Genomic DNA, 18,537 nt, shown 5'->3' with positions numbered 1-18,537 from the left:
TTAACTTAGTACTATGCCCGTGATACGCCCCGCCACAATGGCCGATGCCGATTGTATTGTAAAAATTGCACACCAAACCTGGTGGCCAACCTACCGTGATATTCTTTCTACTGAGCAAATTACTCATATGCTGGAGGCTATTTATATATCAGACAAAATTGCCGAACAAATAGAAAGCGGCATACAACAATATTTGATATTGGAAGAGGATGAAGAACCGGTAGCTTTTGCGGCTTACTCGCCGCGCGAGGATGATGCCCAAATTTATAAGTTACACAAGCTGTACTGCCTGCCCAAAACCCAAGGCAAAGGTTATGGCAAAATACTTATGGAAGCCGTTACTAATGAGGTAAAACAAGCAGGCAAGCAAGTGCTGGAACTAAACGTGAACCGCAATAATAACGCAAAATCCTTTTACGAAAAAATGGGCTTTAACGTAGCATATGAAGAGGATGTTCCTATCGGTCCATACTGGATGAACGATTATGTAATGCGCAGAAATCTTTGATTTAAAGAAATCAATATTTAGCTTAGTATGATGAAACCTAAAATATTTATCATTATTATTTCGCTTGTATCTTTAACCCTGGCGTCCTGCAAAAAAGAGGAAAAAAAGACCATAGAAGAATTCAGCATGGATGCATTAACTAACGATGCATGGATGCTGACGCTTAACGATAGCAACATGTCAACCAATCCTAAAACAGGAAACAACGTATACTATGCCGTACAAGACTGCCAGAAGGATGATGTATATGCGTTTTCAAAAAGTAACGAACTGTTTATTGATTTTAAAAACACCGTTTGCAATCCGTCCGAAAATAGCAAAAGCAACTTTGTTTTTGATAAGACTAATCGGAAGATAACCATTGCAGGCGTTACTTATACCGTGCTTGAGCTTAGCGAAAAACGTTTAAAATATACTGTTGCCGTACCTATAGCTAGCGGGGTCAACAATATCATTTATCTGTTTGAGCACTTCTGATAAATAACAATAATTCTTTATCGCCACCGGCATTAATAGTGCCGTTTTGAACAAAGCCTAATTTACAAAGCAGCCTGATCGACTTTGTATTTTCGACCATTGTAATTGCTGCTAAAGCTTCAACTTTAAGTTCGGTAAATGCATGCTGCATAGTGGCCGCTACTATTTCCTGCGCATAGCCGTAACCTTCATATTGCGGCAGCAGGGCATAGCCAATATCCAGATGATCAAGATACTCCCGTTTGAGCAAGCCACACATGCCCATAGGCTGATGGCCGTTTTTTGACTCGACTATATATAAGCCATAGCCGTGAGCCGCATAACTTAAAAGCGGCCCGTTTAACAGATAACTTTGTGCCTGTGCAACGGTTTTGATGTCGCGGTCGCCAATGTATTGCAGCCAGCCGGGGCTGTTTAGCAATTCGACTATAAACGGCGCATCGGCCATGGTAAATCTCCGCAGTATGAGCCTTTCGGTCTCCAGCACAACAGCCATAAAGGTGTAAAGGTTAAGTAAATGCAAACGTAATAAAAAAAGCCACTCGTAAATGAGTGGCTTGATGCTCTATACAGTAAGAGATTACCTTTCTAGCTTGGCAATACGCTTAGGCGTATCCTTACCGGCAACAATACTGCGCGAACTTAGCGCAATGGCGCGAATGGTAGCGGTGATGTTGGCTGCATCTAACGAACTGAACTCGTCATCAACACTATGGTATAACTTGTCTGTATCAATTTGGTCGGTTGATATGGTATGTGCCGGTACACCGAGGCGGGCCAGCGTGGCATTATCGCTGCGGTAAAACAGGTTTTGCTGCGGATACGGATCAGGATGAAAAGTGAAAGCAGTGCCTTGCAGGTTGCGCTGTAGTATCTCGCCAAAATCCGACCGCTCGTAACCGGTAATGAATGCCGTATTCTGACCAAATTTTGAAGTCTTGCCAATCATCTCGATATTAAACATAGCTACCGTTTTTTCCGGGTCAAGCTGTTTAGAAAAATATTGCGAACCAAAGCCACCAATTTCTTCGGCTGTAAAAGCCACAAAGATCAGGGTACGTTCGTTGTTGTTCAACTTTTTGTAATACTTGGCCAGGCTTATCATGGCTGTAGTACCTGACGCATCGTCATCAGCCCCGTTAGCAATACTATCACCTTCCATGGGTTTGATAATGCCCAGGTGGTCATAGTGGCCCGAGAAAACCACATACTCATTAGGCTTGCTTTTGCCGGGTATCATACCGGCTACATTAAACAAGCCGGGATTATCGGTCTTGGTTTTGTAGTTCACCTCAAACAACTTTACATTATCATAGGTACCCAATACCATTACTACCTGCTGCGTGCCGGTGCCGGCAGGAGCCTGCATGTTAACATTGCTGTTAAAACGCTCTTTTAAAAAGCCGAAAGTCTCTCCAAATTTAGGATCAATGATAAGTAAGGTTTTTTTACCACTACGTATATAGGTACGATACTCTTGCTGAAAATTCTGTTCGGCAGTTATGCGGGCTACTTGCACATCCGTATTGTTATTCCAATCAAAATTAGCGCCTACAATAACCACCACGTTAGCCTCAGGCACCATTTGCCCATCAAGCTTAACTTGCTTTTGCACGGCACTGGTACGGTAAGCCGTAAAGCCTTGGCGGTAACTAGTTAAACCTGTTAAAGGCTGTAAACCTGCTTTTTTAAATTCGCTTTCAATAAACGTTGCAGCCTTATCAATACCCGGAGTGAAAGTACCGCGCCCCTGCATATCATCAGCGCTCAGGGTTTTAATAATGCGTTCTACGTCTTTCCGATCAATCAGTTTATTTACATCCTGCGCCTGGCTGCTTAAACCAGCGGCCAACAAGGCCAGGGTTATTATATTTCTTTTTCTCATCATTATTTTACTTTAGTGCTCAACCATTGGTTACGAAATTCTTTTTGTGCGGCCGACAGTTCTTTCCCTGCTGTTTCATAGGTTACCACATCATACATGGGATTCTCCTGCAGCGTTACGGCAACCTCGTGGTTACCTGTGCGGTCTTTGTAAGTGTAAGTAACCTTGTCGCCTGGCTTTTTTCCATTAATAATGTCCATATAAGCTTGCTGGTCTTTAACCTCTTTACCGTCAACAGTCATGATCAGGTCACCGGCATCAATACCAGCGTTATAAACAGGCGTACCTATAACCGTGCTGCCCTCGACCAATAAGCCACCAGCAACCGGATTGGCACGTAATGCACCGGCCCAAGCCTTTCCTGCCTGTGCTTTACGCAGTACCAGGCCTGCCTTATCCAGCAGTTGTCCGTAATTATTCTTCTCGAAACCGTAAATATATTTATTAAAGAAATCAGCCGCAAAGGTTGGATTTTTAGTTACCGAGGCTAATACGGCTTGCAGATCAGGAATGGTATAAGGTTTTTCGGGCTTACCATGTGCCAGCCACACGGCGCGCATATAATCATCAAGTGTTAGCTTAAACTCGCTGCGTAAGCGTAAATCAAGGGCCAGTGCAGTAGCACCACCGTAAGTATAATAGCTGGTAAAAATGTTGGCGTTATTATTCTGATCAATAGATACACCGGCATCGGCAAAAACCGCATAGCGGCTCATTTGTGCAGGTGAGTAACGTGCTGCCGCAGGTGTGTTAAGTACAGTGTTTACCAGGCCGGCAATGGTACGGTTATAGCCATCGGCATTACGCAAGCCGGCACGAACCAGCAGTAACTCGCCATAATACTGGGTAAAGCCCTCGGCAAACCAAAGTTCACTACTCATATTGGCATGCTCAAAATTAAACGGCTCTAACGATTTTGGACGGATACGTTCTACATTCCAGCTATGGAAATACTCGTGCGAGAAAGTGCCCAGCAAACGATTTTCGTTACCGGCAATTTTAGGCGTAGTTTGCACAATACTGGTGGAGTTGCGGTGCTCCATGCCATCACCGGCATTGCTTTCGGCTACATCATGTAAAAACACATAACTGCCATAATCATACACAGGTAATTCGCCAAAAACAGCCTGCGCCTCTAAGGTAATTTTCTTTACCATCTGGCCAAAGGCATTAACCGTGGCCTGGTCATCACTGCTGTTTGAGGTTAAATGTATAGCTTGACGTTTTCCCCCCGGATTGCTGATATCCCAACTGTAAGTTTTGTAAGCCGCTAACGAGGTAGGGCTATCCATCATGTACTGCAAGTTAGGTGCCGAGTAAACGCCATCAGCCTCCGGCTTTAATTGGGTAGCTACTTTCCAGCCGTATTTCTCGGTATCTAAAAATTTAAACTTTACCGGGCGTTTATCCATGCCCATTACCCAGGCAAATGCTGCGGGCATATTAAAATGCGCCGTATTGCCATCAATACCTACATAGGTACCATCCATGTGATTGCCAAACAGGGTATAGTTAACAATAACGGTAGTGCCATGCTGGGCTATTTCGTAAACGTCGCCTTCAACCTGTTTAACAGTAAGGGGCACGTTCCTTTCGCCATAAGCTTTAACGTTATAGATGTTCTTGCCAAACTCGTGCGTGGCATAGCGGCCGGGCGATGAGCGGCTCATCCGAAAACGCATTACGCCTGCCGGCACTTGCGGTACCCGCATGCTGATCTCAGCTTCGTGATGGGCAACATTAGGAAAAGATACGGTATAGGTGATATCATTTTGGGCAAAAGCAGCGGCCGACAATAACAGGGCGGCCGCCGATGAGTAAAGATTTTTCATGTGAACGCAATTACTGCGCTGAAATTAGGATAAAAAAGGCAGATATGTAAGTGATTTTATGATTAGACCAAGGCAATTCATAAAGCAGTAACGCCAATCAAGGATTTTGGTCTGAAGATTATTCGAGGGCAATTAAGCCTTTATTGATTAGCCGGTTTAGGTAAGCATCCACTTCGGCATCTCCCATGCCGTAAATAGGCAACTCGTTACTAAAGGCCTCAAAAACGGCTGCACGGCTGCTTATACCGTTTTTATACAGCTGTAATAGCTTTTGCTCAATGTAGCCTAATCCATCTTCGTTTTGTTGCAGGCGTTTTACATGAGCTTGCAGGGCGGGTTTTAACAGGTGCATGCTTCCCCAAAAAGGATTTTCGTCAATCCATTGCTGCAGTTCATGCACATTGCCCGTTATATATTTTTGCCAGGCCTCGGTTGCCAATGTAAAGTCATAATCGGTTAAATGCAGGCGATTATCATAAAGAGACTCTAACTGTTCGCCATTTAACTGCCCCATTCCCTTAAAGTTGGTCACATCCGGAAAGTCATCCGGGCACACCAGGTATATTTGCGGTACAGAAAGATCAACATGCTGTTGCAGCAGTTGCATAATGCCCAGCAGGTTCACCTGGCAGTGCAAATCAAACTCAAACCAAAGCGTAATATCGTCATAAGGTTCGCTCAGCTTTTCCAGTTCTTGCAAAATCATTTCCTGATAATTACCGGGTGCGTCTTTAAAAGTTTGGGCAACAAATTCGGCCCGCTTGCTCCAAAACTCCGCATCCAGCGTTACTGCAAGTGGCCCTTCCGAGAAAACCTCGCGCCATACGAGCACATCGCCGTCGAGCCCGGTTTGGTTGAAGCCATTTAAAGTTGCATCGCCGTTGATAATGTGTAAGTGGTTCATTTGTTCACTGGTTCATTGCTTATGGTAAGGTAAGTTTATTTTAGATAAGTTGTTTCATTTATACAAAGTGTATCATCTATTTACAAATGAACTATTGAACAAAAACTTATCTTTAACGCCGTATGAAAAAGCTGCTTTTGTTGCTCGGTATAGGCGTACTATCGCATCAGGCCTATGCCCAGCTCACTCCTTTCGAGTTAAGTAAAGACAAAAACTACACGGCCACTTACGCCGAGGTAATGGCGTATTACCCCAAGTTGGCTAAGCAATATCCGCAGCAAATAAAATTGTTCAATTACGGTACAACCGATGTGGGCAAGCCCTTAACGCTGGTGGTATTATCAAAAGACGGCGTTTTTGATGCGGCTAAAATTAAGCAGCAAAACAAGCGGGTAATTTTAATTAACAACGGCATACACCCTGGCGAGCCGGAGGGTATTGACGCCAGTATGATGCTGGTGCGCGACCTGCTCAAAAATAAGCAGTTGCCAAAAGATGTAGTGATATGCTTTATTGCGGTGTACAATATTGATGGCAGCTTAAACCGCGGTGTATCACGCATTAGCCAGAACGGGCCGCGTGCTTACGGTTTTAGAGGAAACTACCGTAACCTGGATTTGAACCGCGATTTTATAAAGGCTGATAGCCGCAATGCGCTAGCATTTATGCAGATTCTGAACGCCTGGCAACCGGACATATTTTTAGATAACCATGCCAGCAACGGTTCAGATTATCAGTATGTGATGACGCTGATTGAAACACAAAAAGACAAGCAGCACCCCCTGCTGGCCGAGTATACTTCCAAAACGTTATCGCCGGAGCTGTACAAGCGGATGGAAAAAAGCGGCTATGAAATGGTGCCTTATGTGGAAAGCCTAAAAACCACACCCGACTCGGGCATTGTTGCTTTTTTAGAAACGCCGCGTTTTTCGACCGGATATACAGTACAGCACAACATTATCAGCTACGTAACGGAAACACACATGTTGAAACCGTATGATAAAAAAGTGTATGCCACCTACGCATTTATGCAGCACCTGGTTGATATTTGCGAGCGTGATGCCCAACAGATTGGCGAACTGAAACGCAAAGCCAATGAGCAGGTAAAGCAACAAAAAACCTTTGCGCTTACCTGGACGTTAGATGAGCAAAAGTTTGACATGATTGCTTTTAAAGGCTACCAGGCTGGCTATAAACTCAGTAACATTAGTGGTTTGAACCGGCTATACTACGACCGCAGCAAGCCTTTTACCAAGCAAATTAAGTATTATAACACTTATAAAGCCGGCGTTATGGCGAATAAGCCGGTGGCCTATATTGTTCCGCAGGCTTGGGGTAAAATTATTGATCTGTTTAAGCTGAATAAGGTAGCCATGCGCCGGCTTGCCCATGATACCACGCTTACGGTACAAACTTATTACATTGCCGATTACAAAACCGGCGCCCGCCCTTATGAGGGGCACTACTTGCATAACAGCGTCAAGCTAAACCCAGTTGATAACAACAGTGTGAAATTTTACCAGGGTGATTACGTGGTGTATACCAATCAGGCTATTAACCGTTATATTATAGAAACATTGGAACCACAGGGTGTGGACTCATTTTTTGCCTGGGGATTTTTCGACTCGATGCTGAGCCAGAAAGAACATTATTCGGACTATGTGTTTGAGGATATTGCTTTTGATTATCTGAAGAAACACCCCGAGCTGCAAAAGCAGCTGGAGGATGAAAAAGCAAAGAACCCACAGCTAGCCAAAAGTGCAGCGGCACAGCTGGACTACGTTTACCGTAATTCGCCATTTTTTGAAAACACCTATATGCGTTACCCAATTGGGCGATTATTAACTGATACTAAACTTGATTTACAATAAATGCAGCCTTATTTAGAACTGGCACCGGTGGCCTCGGCCTTGTTTGCTTTAAACATTTTATTATCGCTCCTGGCCTTTTATAATGACAGGGTTTACAGCGAATTTATGCTGCACCCTTACAGCATAGCCCGCGGCGAAAAAGTCTGGACCGTGATTACCAGCGGCTTTATACATCGCGATTGGATGCACTTGCTGTTTAACATGTGGTCGTTCTTCTTCTTTGCTTTTCAACTCGAAACCATGCTGGGTCACTGGCAATTTGGCTTACTGTATATGGCTAGCCTCATATTAAGTGATTTACCTACCATTAGTAAACATAAAGACCATTACGGGTATCATAGCCTGGGTGCCTCTGGTGCTATCAGTGCGGTGGTATTTAGCTATATTATGTTTAATCCGCTGGCGCAAATGGGTATATTTCCGTTGCCTTTTCGCATACCCGCTATCATTTTTGGCGTGCTGTACCTGGTGTACTGCGTTTATGCTTCGAGGCAATCACGCGATTCCATTAACCATGATGCACACTTTTACGGGGCATTAAGCGGTATCATGATAACAATTTTACTTTACCACGAGGTAGTTAAAGTGTTTTTGGAACAACTAGGTTTGTAAAATCACCTATCATTTGAAAGTAGTAGATTTTCGGCCAAAAAGTTGTGTAATACCTGCCACTCAACTAAATCTGACCAGGTGCAATTGTCCTGATCGCTTTCAATAACTTTGACTCTCAATCATAACGGCAAGTCAACCGCCTCGGCACCTATTTTATGCCCATCTGGTGTAAACAAAAAGCTCATGGGTTGCTCAGGGTCCTTTATGATCTCGAGCAACAGGAAACCCCATTTTTTCCAAAAGCTTTCCAGTACTTGTCCGTAGGTTTTATTAGTCCATTCATCAAAGGTTGGCCTGCTGCTGGTACCGCGCAGTGGTGCGGCTTCAATAAATATTTCATCTGCTACAGGCAAAATTTCATACTCGGGCAGGCGGTTAAATAAAAAAGCGGAATAAAATACACGGGCGCTGAATTCCTCAAACTGGATGGGGTGCAAGGTGTCATTTTTAAGTTGCTCCCATATCTGCTGATGGTACCGGCCATTAACACCATTATCCTGCAAACAAATAATCAGCCCAAAATCCTGCACACGCAGTGAAATCGTCAGCGTATTAATCTCATCACGGTAAGCAAACTCATTTTCGGCATTGTTTACCTTGAATAGAAAAAAACTAAAAGGCATAAAGCCATCAAAAACAATGGGCAATTTAAGGCTTTGCAACATAAGGTGCAGATTGCCAAACTTGTGTGTAAGCGCTTGTGATAAATTGAAAACCTCGCCCTGTGCATGCTGCTGCCTGATGCCGGCCTGCATCTCGTTAAAAATAATACCGTAAAGCAATTTGCCTGCCCAATGGAACATAGTAAGCGGATCGAGTTGCTTTACGCCTTCGTATCCTTTGGCAAAAGCAGCTTCTACCTCAGTTTCCAAGGGTGTGATATACTGTTCGTTTATGGCGGCGGCACAAGGTATCTTCAGGTCTTTATAGCCTGTGTAGCTTTCGTCCAGCAGTTTAATCACCTTGTCTTCGAGCTGGTAACGGCTCATGAGCCATGCCGGGAAAACCTGTATCTTTTCCTCTTCGGTGCTTAAAGTTTGTCCGGTTAAAAAGCAGTTGCGGTTGCTAAAATTAAAACGGGTAAAAGGATTATAAATTGATGCCGCCATTGCTGCAAAGATAGAGCTAGTAAGCGGTTAAAAGTTAAACCGTATGTCATTCTTTAGCTAAAGCAAGTTAAATTCAACTAAAATCCTGCAAGCTCTAACTTATTTATTAGCTTTAATTTTTGATATGAAATTAACATTTAAACCTTTTGAGCTGCAACTAAAGCACCGTTTCACTATATCTAAGTTTTCGCGCACCTCAACCCCCATTATGCTACTGCAACTGGAGCATGAAGGTTATACCGGCTACGGCGAAGCTTCAATGGTGCCGTACATGGGCGAGAGCATAGAAACAGCGGTATCGTTTCTGCAAAAGGTGGATGTTAACCAATTGAAGTTTCCTTTCAACTATGCCGAGATCATACCTTACCTGGATAGCATAGCGCCGGGCAACCCGGCTGTTAAAGCGGCTATTGATATGGCTCTGCATGATCTGGAAGGCAAGTTGCTGGATAAGCCGAGCTGGCAATTACTAGGTAGTAACGCCGCCCTGATGCCGGTAACCAGTTATACCATCGGCATAGATTCACCCGATATCTTTGCCAAAAAAGTGCAAGAGGCAGCGGGCTATAAAGCCATTAAAGTAAAATTAGGAAGCAGTGATGACAAGCAACTTATTGATATTGTACGTTCCATAACCGACGTACCTTTATACGTAGATGCTAACCAGGGCTGGACCGACCGCGAACAGAGCCTTGACCTGGTACACTGGCTGCATGAACAAGGTGTACAACTCATAGAACAACCCATGCCTAAAACCGATCCTGATAGCAACGCCTGGCTTACCGAGCGCAGCCCCATTCCTATTTTAGGCGATGAAGCAGTGCAACGCCTGCCCGATGTGAATAAAGCGCATGGGGTGTATCATGGCATTAACATTAAATTAATGAAATCGGCCGGAGTGTACGAGGCAAAACAAATGATTGACAAGGCCCGCCAGTTGGATATGAAGATATTGATAGGTTGCATGAGCGAAACCAGTTGCGCCACCCTGGCCGCCGCCGCCCTGGCTCCCCAGTGCGACTGGGCCGATCTGGACGGCCCCCTGCTTACCAGTAATAATCCGTTCGCTATGCCAGAATTTGAGGAAGGTAAATGGTTGTTGAATGAAGATGCGGGCTTAGGATTGAGGATGTAAACTCATTTTAAAAGATTAGCCTATTAAGCCGATATCTTTTCTCTGAAAGCCATATTAACCTGCAATTCACAATGGAGCTGCTGGTACTGCATGAAAGGCTTATTGAACGTTAAGTTCATTAAGCCCTATGCAACCTCGCCTTAAAAGCATAGCTAACAATTACAGAGACTTCTTTGTATCTGCAATTGTTAGCCAAAAGTCTCATTCAAGACTTAAACATTTTTTTCTGTTGGGCTACTAATATCGCTCAATTTGGCAGGGATTAAATTCCTCGTTTTAAAGAAGGTAACGGTTACCACCAGCAAAGTCATACATCCGCCAAAAATAACGGATGGCACCGTACCCATTAATTCGGCTGTAGAACCCGATTCAAAGGCACCAATCTCGTTTGATGAGCCAATGAACATTGAATTTACGGCAGATACCCGCCCGCGCATCTCGTCGGGTGTTAACAGTTGCATTAGCGTACTTCTGATTATTACACTAACACTGTCGAACATGCCTTCTGTAAACAGGAAGATGAGCGAAATATAAAAGCTTTTAGATAAGCCGAAGCAGAGGATAGACAAACCAAATCCGGCTACGGCAATAAGCAAGTTGCGCCAAGGCCGGTTCATGGGCGAAAAGCGAGTCATGACCAGCATGGTTAACACCGCGCCTAGCGAAGATGTAGCCCGCATAATACCTAAGCCCTCTGAGCCTACCTTTAGAATATCATGGGCAAACACGGGCAGCAGCGCAATGGCACCGCCAAAAAATACCGAGAATAAATCCAGGCTCATTGCGCCCAGCATCATTTTATTCCGGAACACAAAGTTAATTCCGGCCGATAAGCTTTGCCATATATTTTCTTTAGGGATATAAACAGGTGGATATTTACGCAGCATATATACCAGCGCCAGCGAAATAAGCAGCAGAACATTGATGATGATGAAGGTTGGCGTAATACCAAAGCTTCCGAATATTAACCCACCGATAGCAGGCCCCAAAATAGTAGCAATTTGCCATGCAGAACTGCTCCACGTGCTCCCATTAGGATAAAGCTCTTTAGGAATGCTTTGCGCGTAAATGGTAAAAGTGGCCGGCCCGTAAAAAGCCCTGGCTACCCCATTAAGAAAAATCATCACATAAATAGTAGGAACAACCCAGCCGGCATGTACCAAATGGCTCATGCTTTGAAGCGTAACTACAAAAATGGTGAGCGATGCAAACAGTACTACCGAAAATATGAGAAACAGAAGTTTACGCTTTTCATACTTATCGGCAATGTAACCACCGTATAAGGCAATGCTAATGGCCGGTATAGCCTCACACAAGCCTATATAACCTAAGGCCAGTTTACTATGCGTGATTTGGTAAATATAAAAGCCTATTACAACGGCCTGCATTTGGTAGGCCAGTGTAAAAAAGAAACGCATACCAATGTATGCGCGAAAGTCTTTATAGCGTAATGCCGCAAATGAATCTTTTTTACCGGGTGCTTCCTGTCGTTCTTCCACAATTGATATTTTGATGCGTTGCAAATTTAACGCATTTATAAGGGCACAGGTTTACCTTTTTTCAATTTGTGTCCGGATGCAGGCTATCGAGTCAAATTGACCTGCCGGCTTTTAGTGGTTTTGCGGAAAAACCCTGATCGTTTTTAAATACCGGCCCTGGTAATAAGCGTTCAGCGGTGTTTCGGTAACACCATATTGTTTGCCCGATGTAGCGTGAATAAAACTTATACTATCGCCGGCATTTACAATAATGCCCATATGACCCACAACTTTCTGCGTGCTATCGGTACCGGTAAAAAGGATGAGGTCGCCAGGTTTTGCATGCTTAAGTTCAGTAGGTTCTTTTACGTTGGTAAAGTCTTTCGAGCTTCTGGGTACTGCAATGTTGAAGTGGTTAAAAGTATACGTAATAAAACCCGAACAGTCAAACCCTTCCTGTGGATTAACAGACCCATACTTATAAGTAATGCCTGTAAGCGTACGCGCAAAGGCGACGAGTTGAGCCGGCGTGGTTTTGCCCGTATTTATGGAGGTGATAGGCCCAGCATTGCTGGTGAAGGTTGTTGACTGCTGCCCTGAATCTGCGGCTGCTAAACGCCCCGATGCTATTGTAGATACCTGGCTGCCTGGCTGATTGCACGAAAGTACAAGAAAAGCTAAAGCAAGTATAATGTATCGTAACGGCATAACTTACAGACATGCAAGTTATGCTATTGTTTTGTACGCATTGATATACTGCAGAGGCGACGCAAATGATGACAGTGTTTCTTGTTATTGCAAAAGTAGCAACATAAGTACTTTATAAAAGCAAACCCTGCCCTGTTTAAACATTGGCTCAGTTTTTATAGTTAACTTGGCATATCTATCAATATGAACCATGAAAATTGCCACCTATAATGTAAACGGTGTTAACGGACGCCTACCGGTATTGCTGCGCTGGCTCGATGAGTCGGCACCAGATGTGGTTTGCCTGCAGGAGCTAAAAGCGCCGCAGGATAAGTTTCCAGAAGAAGCCATACGCAATGCAGGCTATAACGCTATTTGGCACGGGCAGAAAAGCTGGAACGGCGTGGCCATCCTAGCCCGTGGCACCGACACGGAGATAAAGGAAGTAAGGCGCGAACTGCCCGGCGATGAGACCGACGAGCATAGCCGCTACCTGGAAGCCGTGGTGAACGGTGTATTAATTGGTTGCCTTTACTTACCCAATGGCAACCCCGCCCCTGGTCCAAAGTTTGATTATAAATTAAGCTGGTTTGAGCGTTTAATTACCCACGCCGCTAAGTTATATACGTTAGATATTCCGGTAGTACTTACAGGCGACTATAATGTAATGCCCACCGAGCAGGATGTGTACAAACCCGAACGCTGGCTGGACGATGCGCTTTTTAGACCCGAAACACGTGCGGCTTTCCAAAAACTGGTAGCACAAGGCTGGACAGATGCTCTACGCAAGCTCTACCCGGATGAGACGATATACACATTTTGGGATTACTTCCGTAACGCTTACGGTCGTAATGCAGGCTTGCGAATTGATCATTTTTTGCTGAACCCTAAGCTGGTAGGCCGCCTTACCACCGCGGGCGTAGACCGCCACGTACGCGGATGGGAAAAAACCAGCGACCATGCGCCGGTTTGGATTCAGTTAAAAGAAAAATAATATGGCAAAAAAAGTAAAGCCTTCAATACGCATTGAAGGCTTTACTTTTAACGAATGCTACTGGGCATCATAAATAACTACTTTATCAAAATATACCCTAAACTCGTCCAAAAAGGCCTGATGTATGGGGTGTACCTGGTAAACATCGTGGGCTGCCAAGTCATCAAACAACAGCACCAAACTAAACGTGTAGGTGATATCTACAACGGCGCGCTCTATAGGTGCCGGTGTGCCTACGTGAATAGTTCTCACAACTTCAATTCCTTGCAGGCTTTCTAAACCTTTACGGAAAGCTTGCTTCTTGTCGTCGGTAGTATCGGTCTTAAGCCAGAATAAAACGTGGTGTGCAATCATAACTAATATTTTCGGCTAATATACGATTGACTAGGTGTTTACCCATAATCTTAAACAACCCGTTTTAACAGAACAATGGAAGCTGAGTTCCTAAACTATTTTTTCCTTCAAAAGGTAATTCAGCCACTTTTTGGTATCTGCCGGCAGATTCAAAGTAACCAGTATTGGACAAAACCACAGGTCGCCTTAACAGTAGCATTTCAGTTGCATAAAAAGTGGCATTAAATGCTTCCTTTTCATACGCTGCCCAAACTTCTTCACATTGTTGTGGGGACATGCCGCGTGCAATGGTGATGTGCAGCTTATTAATAAAATAAGGCTTCAGGCTATCAACCAGTTTAAGCTTATCTGCAAACTTCACTTTAAGATTGCTTACCAGATCCATAATTGGCTTTGGAGTAGCAACATTTACGTAAACAGTGTGGCTGTTAAATTTTCCGAAGCCTTTTAGGCCAACATGTATAGGACTTACCACACTGGCTTGGTTACGAAAACCTCTGATGATAGCTTCTTCATTTTCCGAAGTCTGTATGAAATTGGCTAAAGTCATGTGCGGTATCAATTGTGCTGCAAGCTTGCATCCATATTCTTCTTCAACGTATTTTTTGAACCTGGTAATTGTCTTGCCTATCTCTGATGATGGTGATAAAATTAACAGGTATTCATAGTAAAAGTACCCTCTTTCTGCCTCTGTTCTCATAATCTGTTGACTTTTAATTTCTTGTCTAAGTCAAAATTAAATTCAATTACTTTAAAAACTAAAAATATTAGCATTTATTTATCAACATCTTATCCACATAATGCCTGTCAATAACTACGAGGAACGGGCCTTTAATAAACCAACTTATACCCTACGCCCCTTACGTTAATGATCTGAACGGATGGATCGGCAGATAAACGCTTGCGTAATTTCGTAATAAATACATCTAAGCTACGGGCATTGAAAAAGCTGTCGCTTCCCCAAAGGTTGTTTAACAGCTGGGTTTTGTTCACTATCTGTTGCTGGTTTTGGCATAACACCTTCAACACTTCACTCTCGCGCGAGGTGAGCGAACTAATTTCCAAACCATAGATCAGGCTGTTTTTGCGCGAAATAAATTCAAAATTGCCAAACCTGAATACCTCTTCATCACGAAGAGCCGGTTTAACTTCTAAAACGCCTTGCTTACTCAACTGCACCTGTATCCGAACAATTAATTCTTCAACGCTGAACGGCTTTTTTAAATAATCGTTAGCACCCAACTCAAAGCCAGCCACAACATCTTTAGTATGCGATTTTGCCGTTAGAAAAATGATCGGTGTCTTTTTATCATTAATCCTGATTTGCTGCGCGACCGAAAACCCGTCCATCAACGGCATCATGATATCCAGCACTACAACATCAGGACGGCATTTTTTGTACTGCTGTAACGCGGCTTCGCCATTAGGGCATAAAATCACTTTGTAATTTCTTTCTTCCAGGCTCTCCCGTACAATGTGGGCCAGTGCCAGCTCATCTTCGGCTAAAAGAACAGTATACTCCATCGGTTATAAAGGCAATGCTATGGTAAATTCGCTACCCTGGTTAACGTTACTTTTAACAGTGATATAACCACCGTGCGCTTCTACAACATACTTTACATAGCTGAGGCCCAAACCGGTACCTTTTACGTTGTGAACATTACCGGTATGCACTCTGTAAAACTTATCAAAAATGTAAGGTATATCTGCAGCAGGTATCCCTATTCCATTGTCGGTCATTCTGAGGAAGGTAAAGTTATTTTCCTGATAACACCTGATAGCTATTTGAACCGTTTCCCCAGAATATTTAATGGCATTATCAATCAGGTTAACCAGCACATTTCTCAAATGATCAGGATCGGCTTTTATGTTCTTCATTGCATCCGGAACGCTGACCGAAAAATCCACCTGTTTAACCGCTCGCAACTTTTCGGCCTTAACAATATCTTGTAACACATGGAGCACATCTACCTCCTTTATATTAAGGCTAAAGTTCTTCTGCTCATATGCCGATATGTTGAGCACCTTAGTGACCATATCGTTTAACCGGCTCAGTTCGTTTCTCGACACCTCCAGGTATCGGGCGGTCTTTTCTTTGTCTGCTAATGCATTAAAGCTTTGCATTCCTTCAATAGCGGCCGATATGGTAGCGATCGGGGTTTTCAGTTCATGCGTCATGTTGTCTATAAAATCATCTTTCATGTCGGCCAGGCGCTTTTGTCGCAAAATAGTCCGCATCATGGAGATATAGGTAATTGTAGTAATAACCAGCAATACCACAGACGATAGCACCTGAACAAGCATGCCCGAAATAATTTTAACAGGATTGGTATGGAAGTTAACGGACATCCAGCGTTTGCCGCTGGTATAAGCTATGGTTCCTGATGCCCGGTAAGCTATAAAGCCCTCATACTTTGGCGGGACCCGTTCACCGCTTGAACACATAAATAATGGCTGAATAAATCGTGTTACATCTGCAATGTTTGCTTTTGCCAGATTAGCATAGAAGTAACGCATTATCTTTGCACTATCTGCTTTGAAATACAATGGCGAACATAAATTGGCAGGTACGGGGAATAACTTTTTCAGCGTATCTAAGGCTCTTTTATTTTCAGCTGCTGTACCTAGTGCACTATACTTAAGTTTTTTTGTTGGAAGAATAACTTTAACACGCCCTATATAGATAGCCTGACCATCTTGCACTTCCGGAATACCGGCCAAGGGCAGGCTATCGCGGTTGAGATGAATGATAAGAGAGTCATTACCCACAAAAATTTCGCCCGCATAACGATTAAAAGCGATTATTTTAGGCTGAATCAACTTTGCAACCTCGTCATTATATTCTGCATGAAACTTGTTTAGGGCACCGGCTAATGCTTTTTGCACCTGATTACGAATTCTTCCATGTTCGTACAGGTAAGTTTTATGCACCCAGTCTACCTGAAAAACCAGGGTTCCAATTACCGATGCGGTAAGTATAATGGTCAAAACAGTCATTTTCCATTTCATAAAATTCAATTTTTGACCGAATATATCTTCACTGATCAGCAAGTTGGATTTCTGTTAACATACGTTAACACTATTTAAGGAACAATAATGAACGCATGATCTAAAAAAGCAAAAATAGCAATCTGCATTACGTTTCTATAAGCGCTAACCACTGCTTAATTATGTGCTGCAAGGCCTCTTGCTTAACCTCCAAATCCTCCATCGAGAATATCTTTACCATGCGCCGGCCATCGGCATAGTCACCTTCCAGCAGCCCGGTTGTATCCTCAATGGTGACGCCGGTAGGAAAAATGAGCAGCAAGTGATCCTTTTGCCGCAGGTTAAGTACAATAAGGTCTCTCTTGTACTCCTTAGCATTAAAAGCTTGCATGTGGCCGGTGTAAAAAAAGCTAGGCGAGTTCCATTTAATCTGTTCGCCAATTTGATCGCTGGCTAATAAAATTACTTGCCTGATAGCTTTTACCAGTGACTGAGCGGGTTCGTTAAGCTTGGTAATATACTCGTTTACGGCGGCAGGGTTAGAAGTATCTGTTAGTTTAGTCATGTTTAATGTAAGGGTTTAATTCCATACAAGATTGCACAATTCAGATACTTCACTGCCCATTTTTACTTTTAACAGTTTGTTTAGTGACGTAATGCCTGAGCCGGATGGGTTGCTTTGGTAATTTTATAAAGTTTAGTCAACTAATATATTAAATAATAGCGCTTTGAATCAACGGCTTGTTATGCAATTATAACCTAAAGCCGTTGCGATACTGGCTTCCATACCTTAACATTGTATTGTTCATTAATCAACTATCATGCTCCACCTCTGCTGTATAGGGCATATTACCCGCGATAAAGTTGTTCACAACCTAAACGAACGGTATTTAGCCGGCGGTACATCTTACTATTTTTCATATGCGCTGAGCCGTATGCATATAGCTTATCAACTCATAACTGCCGTTGGAGAGAGCGAGTTACCTGTGGTAAATGAACTTCGTGCCAAAGGGATACCTGTTGAAGTTTTACCCAGTAAGCACTCAGTATACTTCGAAAATATTTATGCAGCTAACCAAGATCACCGCACTCAACGGGTACTGCGAAAAGCCGATCCATTTTTGGTTGAACAACTACAGGATGTTAATGCCCGAACATTTCACTTAGGGCCGCTACTGGCTGATGATATGCCGATTGCCGTTATCAAATATTTGGCTGGTAAAGGAAAGGTATCGCTTGATGTGCAGGGCTACTTGCGCGAAGTGCGTGATTTTGAGGTACACGCCATTGATTGGCCTGAGAAGCAGGAAGCGCTGCAATATGTATCCATACTGAAAGCGAACGAAGCAGAACTGGAAGTACTTACAGGCAGTAAAAACATTGAGCAAGGTGCCCGTATGTTAGCCATGTGGGGCGTAAAAGAAGTAGTGGTTACTTTAGGCAGCATGGGCTCGGTTATTTTGAGCGATGGCCATTTTTATACCATTCCCGCTTACCCGCCTGTAGCAGTAACAGATGCCACCGGTTGCGGCGATACGTATATGGCGGGCTATCTGTATCAACGCAGTAAAGAAGCTGACATTAAGCAGGCAGGTGAATTTGCGGCAGCTATGGCCAGTCTCAAAATTGCAACATCAGGAACATCAGGACCATTTACCGGGACAGAGCAGGATGTACTCAAATTTATGAGGCTAAGCCTATAG

Annotated in this window: 19 protein-coding genes; 7 read left to right on the top strand and 12 right to left on the bottom strand. The window is 43.6% G+C overall.

Annotated features, from left to right (window positions below):
* The first annotated feature begins 13 nt into the window (after positions 1 to 13).
* Positions 14 to 508 (top strand): GNAT family N-acetyltransferase, encoded by a 495-nt coding sequence (locus ABDD95_RS02260; protein WP_345950285.1) that lies wholly within the window; start codon positions 14 to 16, stop codon positions 506 to 508.
* A gap of 27 nt (positions 509 to 535) precedes the next feature.
* Positions 536 to 985, top strand: coding sequence for a hypothetical protein (locus ABDD95_RS02255; RefSeq protein WP_345950284.1), 450 nt, complete (start codon positions 536 to 538; stop codon positions 983 to 985).
* On the opposite strand, the gene ABDD95_RS02250 is transcribed toward ABDD95_RS02255, so the two are convergent.
* From ABDD95_RS02250 to ABDD95_RS02235, 4 genes are all read right to left on the bottom strand, one after another.
* The gene (locus ABDD95_RS02250; protein WP_345950283.1) at positions 960 to 1,481 is read right to left on the bottom strand and encodes a GNAT family N-acetyltransferase; all 522 of its coding nucleotides are present in this window, start codon (positions 1,479 to 1,481) and stop codon (positions 960 to 962) included. The genes ABDD95_RS02255 and ABDD95_RS02250 overlap by 26 nt on opposite strands.
* Positions 1,482 to 1,565: 84 nt before the next feature.
* Positions 1,566 to 2,873, bottom strand: a complete 1,308-nt coding sequence (locus ABDD95_RS02245) for a M20/M25/M40 family metallo-hydrolase (RefSeq protein WP_345950282.1) — start codon at positions 2,871 to 2,873, stop codon at positions 1,566 to 1,568.
* Positions 2,873 to 4,702, bottom strand: a complete 1,830-nt coding sequence (locus ABDD95_RS02240; RefSeq protein ID WP_345950281.1) for a PDZ domain-containing protein — start codon at positions 4,700 to 4,702, stop codon at positions 2,873 to 2,875. The genes ABDD95_RS02245 and ABDD95_RS02240 overlap by 1 nt, the downstream gene beginning before the upstream one ends.
* Positions 4,703 to 4,820: 118 nt before the next feature.
* Positions 4,821 to 5,606, bottom strand: coding sequence for a DUF1835 domain-containing protein (locus ABDD95_RS02235; protein WP_345950280.1), 786 nt, complete (start codon positions 5,604 to 5,606; stop codon positions 4,821 to 4,823).
* A gap of 122 nt (positions 5,607 to 5,728) precedes the next feature.
* On the opposite strand from ABDD95_RS02235, the gene ABDD95_RS02230 reads away from it, so the two are divergent.
* Together ABDD95_RS02230 and ABDD95_RS02225 are read left to right on the top strand one after the other, a co-directional pair.
* Positions 5,729 to 7,477: a M14 family zinc carboxypeptidase gene (locus ABDD95_RS02230; protein ID WP_345950279.1), complete on the top strand. Its 1,749-nt coding sequence runs from the start codon at positions 5,729 to 5,731 to the stop codon at positions 7,475 to 7,477.
* Positions 7,478 to 8,089: a rhomboid family intramembrane serine protease gene (locus tag ABDD95_RS02225; RefSeq protein ID WP_345950278.1), complete on the top strand. Its 612-nt coding sequence runs from the start codon at positions 7,478 to 7,480 to the stop codon at positions 8,087 to 8,089.
* A gap of 119 nt (positions 8,090 to 8,208) precedes the next feature.
* Here ABDD95_RS02225 and ABDD95_RS02220 read toward each other — a convergent pair whose 3' ends face one another.
* Positions 8,209 to 9,198 carry a hypothetical protein gene (locus ABDD95_RS02220; RefSeq protein ID WP_345950277.1) on the bottom strand — a complete coding sequence of 330 codons (990 nt, stop codon included), beginning with the start codon at positions 9,196 to 9,198 and terminating at the stop codon, positions 8,209 to 8,211.
* Positions 9,199 to 9,322: 124 nt separating this feature from the next.
* On the opposite strand from ABDD95_RS02220, the gene ABDD95_RS02215 reads away from it, so the two are divergent.
* Positions 9,323 to 10,333 (top strand): dipeptide epimerase, encoded by a 1,011-nt coding sequence (locus tag ABDD95_RS02215; RefSeq protein ID WP_345950276.1) that lies wholly within the window; start codon positions 9,323 to 9,325, stop codon positions 10,331 to 10,333.
* Positions 10,334 to 10,545: 212 nt separating this feature from the next.
* Here the strand turns inward: ABDD95_RS02215 and ABDD95_RS02210 are convergent, their stop codons facing one another.
* Positions 10,546 to 11,832, bottom strand: coding sequence for an MFS transporter (locus ABDD95_RS02210; protein ID WP_345950275.1), 1,287 nt, complete (start codon positions 11,830 to 11,832; stop codon positions 10,546 to 10,548).
* A 111-nt stretch (positions 11,833 to 11,943) separates the two neighbouring features.
* Positions 11,944 to 12,519, bottom strand: coding sequence for an NlpC/P60 family protein (locus tag ABDD95_RS02205; protein ID WP_345950274.1), 576 nt, complete (start codon positions 12,517 to 12,519; stop codon positions 11,944 to 11,946).
* A gap of 190 nt (positions 12,520 to 12,709) precedes the next feature.
* On the opposite strand from ABDD95_RS02205, the gene xth reads away from it, so the two are divergent.
* A complete protein-coding gene (gene xth, locus ABDD95_RS02200; protein ID WP_345950273.1) occupies positions 12,710 to 13,492 on the top strand; it encodes an exodeoxyribonuclease III in 783 nt (260 codons plus the stop codon).
* Positions 13,493 to 13,549: 57 nt separating this feature from the next.
* Here xth and ABDD95_RS02195 read toward each other — a convergent pair whose 3' ends face one another.
* From ABDD95_RS02195 to ABDD95_RS02175, 5 genes are all read right to left on the bottom strand, one after another.
* Positions 13,550 to 13,846 carry a Dabb family protein gene (locus ABDD95_RS02195; RefSeq protein ID WP_345950272.1) on the bottom strand — a complete coding sequence of 99 codons (297 nt, stop codon included), beginning with the start codon at positions 13,844 to 13,846 and terminating at the stop codon, positions 13,550 to 13,552.
* A gap of 64 nt (positions 13,847 to 13,910) precedes the next feature.
* Positions 13,911 to 14,546, bottom strand: a complete 636-nt coding sequence (locus tag ABDD95_RS02190) for a 2'-5' RNA ligase family protein (RefSeq protein ID WP_345950271.1) — start codon at positions 14,544 to 14,546, stop codon at positions 13,911 to 13,913.
* A gap of 131 nt (positions 14,547 to 14,677) precedes the next feature.
* Positions 14,678 to 15,370 carry a response regulator transcription factor gene (locus ABDD95_RS02185; protein ID WP_345950270.1) on the bottom strand — a complete coding sequence of 231 codons (693 nt, stop codon included), beginning with the start codon at positions 15,368 to 15,370 and terminating at the stop codon, positions 14,678 to 14,680.
* Between the two features lie 3 nt (positions 15,371 to 15,373).
* Positions 15,374 to 16,855, bottom strand: a complete 1,482-nt coding sequence (locus ABDD95_RS02180; RefSeq protein ID WP_345950269.1) for a HAMP domain-containing sensor histidine kinase — start codon at positions 16,853 to 16,855, stop codon at positions 15,374 to 15,376.
* A 127-nt stretch (positions 16,856 to 16,982) separates the two neighbouring features.
* Positions 16,983 to 17,399, bottom strand: coding sequence for a DUF1801 domain-containing protein (locus ABDD95_RS02175; RefSeq protein ID WP_345950268.1), 417 nt, complete (start codon positions 17,397 to 17,399; stop codon positions 16,983 to 16,985).
* A 256-nt stretch (positions 17,400 to 17,655) separates the two neighbouring features.
* Between ABDD95_RS02175 and ABDD95_RS02170 the strand changes: the two genes are divergently transcribed.
* Positions 17,656 to 18,537, top strand: coding sequence for a PfkB family carbohydrate kinase (locus ABDD95_RS02170; RefSeq protein ID WP_345950267.1), 882 nt, complete (start codon positions 17,656 to 17,658; stop codon positions 18,535 to 18,537).

It is taken from the genome of Mucilaginibacter sp. PAMB04274 (assembly GCF_039634385.2).
Lineage (GTDB): Bacteria > Bacteroidota > Bacteroidia > Sphingobacteriales > Sphingobacteriaceae > Mucilaginibacter.
The sequence above is the reverse complement of the archived record's forward strand: the minus strand, read 5'-3'. Positions and strand labels throughout refer to the sequence as shown.

Coding starts and splice junctions, on each gene's coding strand:
- ABDD95_RS02255 (WP_345950284.1), top strand. CDS start 536: ATGATGAAACCTAAAATATTTATCATTATTATTTCGCTTGTATCTTTA.
- ABDD95_RS02250 (WP_345950283.1), bottom strand. CDS start 1,481: ATGGCTGTTGTGCTGGAGACCGAAAGGCTCATACTGCGGAGATTTACC.
- ABDD95_RS02240 (WP_345950281.1), bottom strand. CDS start 4,702: ATGAAAAATCTTTACTCATCGGCGGCCGCCCTGTTATTGTCGGCCGCT.
- ABDD95_RS02220 (WP_345950277.1), bottom strand. CDS start 9,198: ATGGCGGCATCAATTTATAATCCTTTTACCCGTTTTAATTTTAGCAAC.
- ABDD95_RS02235 (WP_345950280.1), bottom strand. CDS start 5,606: ATGAACCACTTACACATTATCAACGGCGATGCAACTTTAAATGGCTTC.
- ABDD95_RS02170 (WP_345950267.1), top strand. CDS start 17,656: ATGCTCCACCTCTGCTGTATAGGGCATATTACCCGCGATAAAGTTGTT.
- ABDD95_RS02225 (WP_345950278.1), top strand. CDS start 7,478: ATGCAGCCTTATTTAGAACTGGCACCGGTGGCCTCGGCCTTGTTTGCT.
- ABDD95_RS02185 (WP_345950270.1), bottom strand. CDS start 15,370: ATGGAGTATACTGTTCTTTTAGCCGAAGATGAGCTGGCACTGGCCCAC.
- ABDD95_RS02230 (WP_345950279.1), top strand. CDS start 5,729: ATGAAAAAGCTGCTTTTGTTGCTCGGTATAGGCGTACTATCGCATCAG.
- ABDD95_RS02245 (WP_345950282.1), bottom strand. CDS start 2,873: ATGATGAGAAAAAGAAATATAATAACCCTGGCCTTGTTGGCCGCTGGT.
- ABDD95_RS02205 (WP_345950274.1), bottom strand. CDS start 12,519: ATGCCGTTACGATACATTATACTTGCTTTAGCTTTTCTTGTACTTTCG.
- ABDD95_RS02260 (WP_345950285.1), top strand. CDS start 14: ATGCCCGTGATACGCCCCGCCACAATGGCCGATGCCGATTGTATTGTA.
- ABDD95_RS02195 (WP_345950272.1), bottom strand. CDS start 13,846: ATGATTGCACACCACGTTTTATTCTGGCTTAAGACCGATACTACCGAC.
- ABDD95_RS02215 (WP_345950276.1), top strand. CDS start 9,323: ATGAAATTAACATTTAAACCTTTTGAGCTGCAACTAAAGCACCGTTTC.
- xth (WP_345950273.1), top strand. CDS start 12,710: ATGAAAATTGCCACCTATAATGTAAACGGTGTTAACGGACGCCTACCG.
- ABDD95_RS02175 (WP_345950268.1), bottom strand. CDS start 17,399: ATGACTAAACTAACAGATACTTCTAACCCTGCCGCCGTAAACGAGTAT.
- ABDD95_RS02190 (WP_345950271.1), bottom strand. CDS start 14,546: ATGAGAACAGAGGCAGAAAGAGGGTACTTTTACTATGAATACCTGTTA.
- ABDD95_RS02180 (WP_345950269.1), bottom strand. CDS start 16,855: ATGAAATGGAAAATGACTGTTTTGACCATTATACTTACCGCATCGGTA.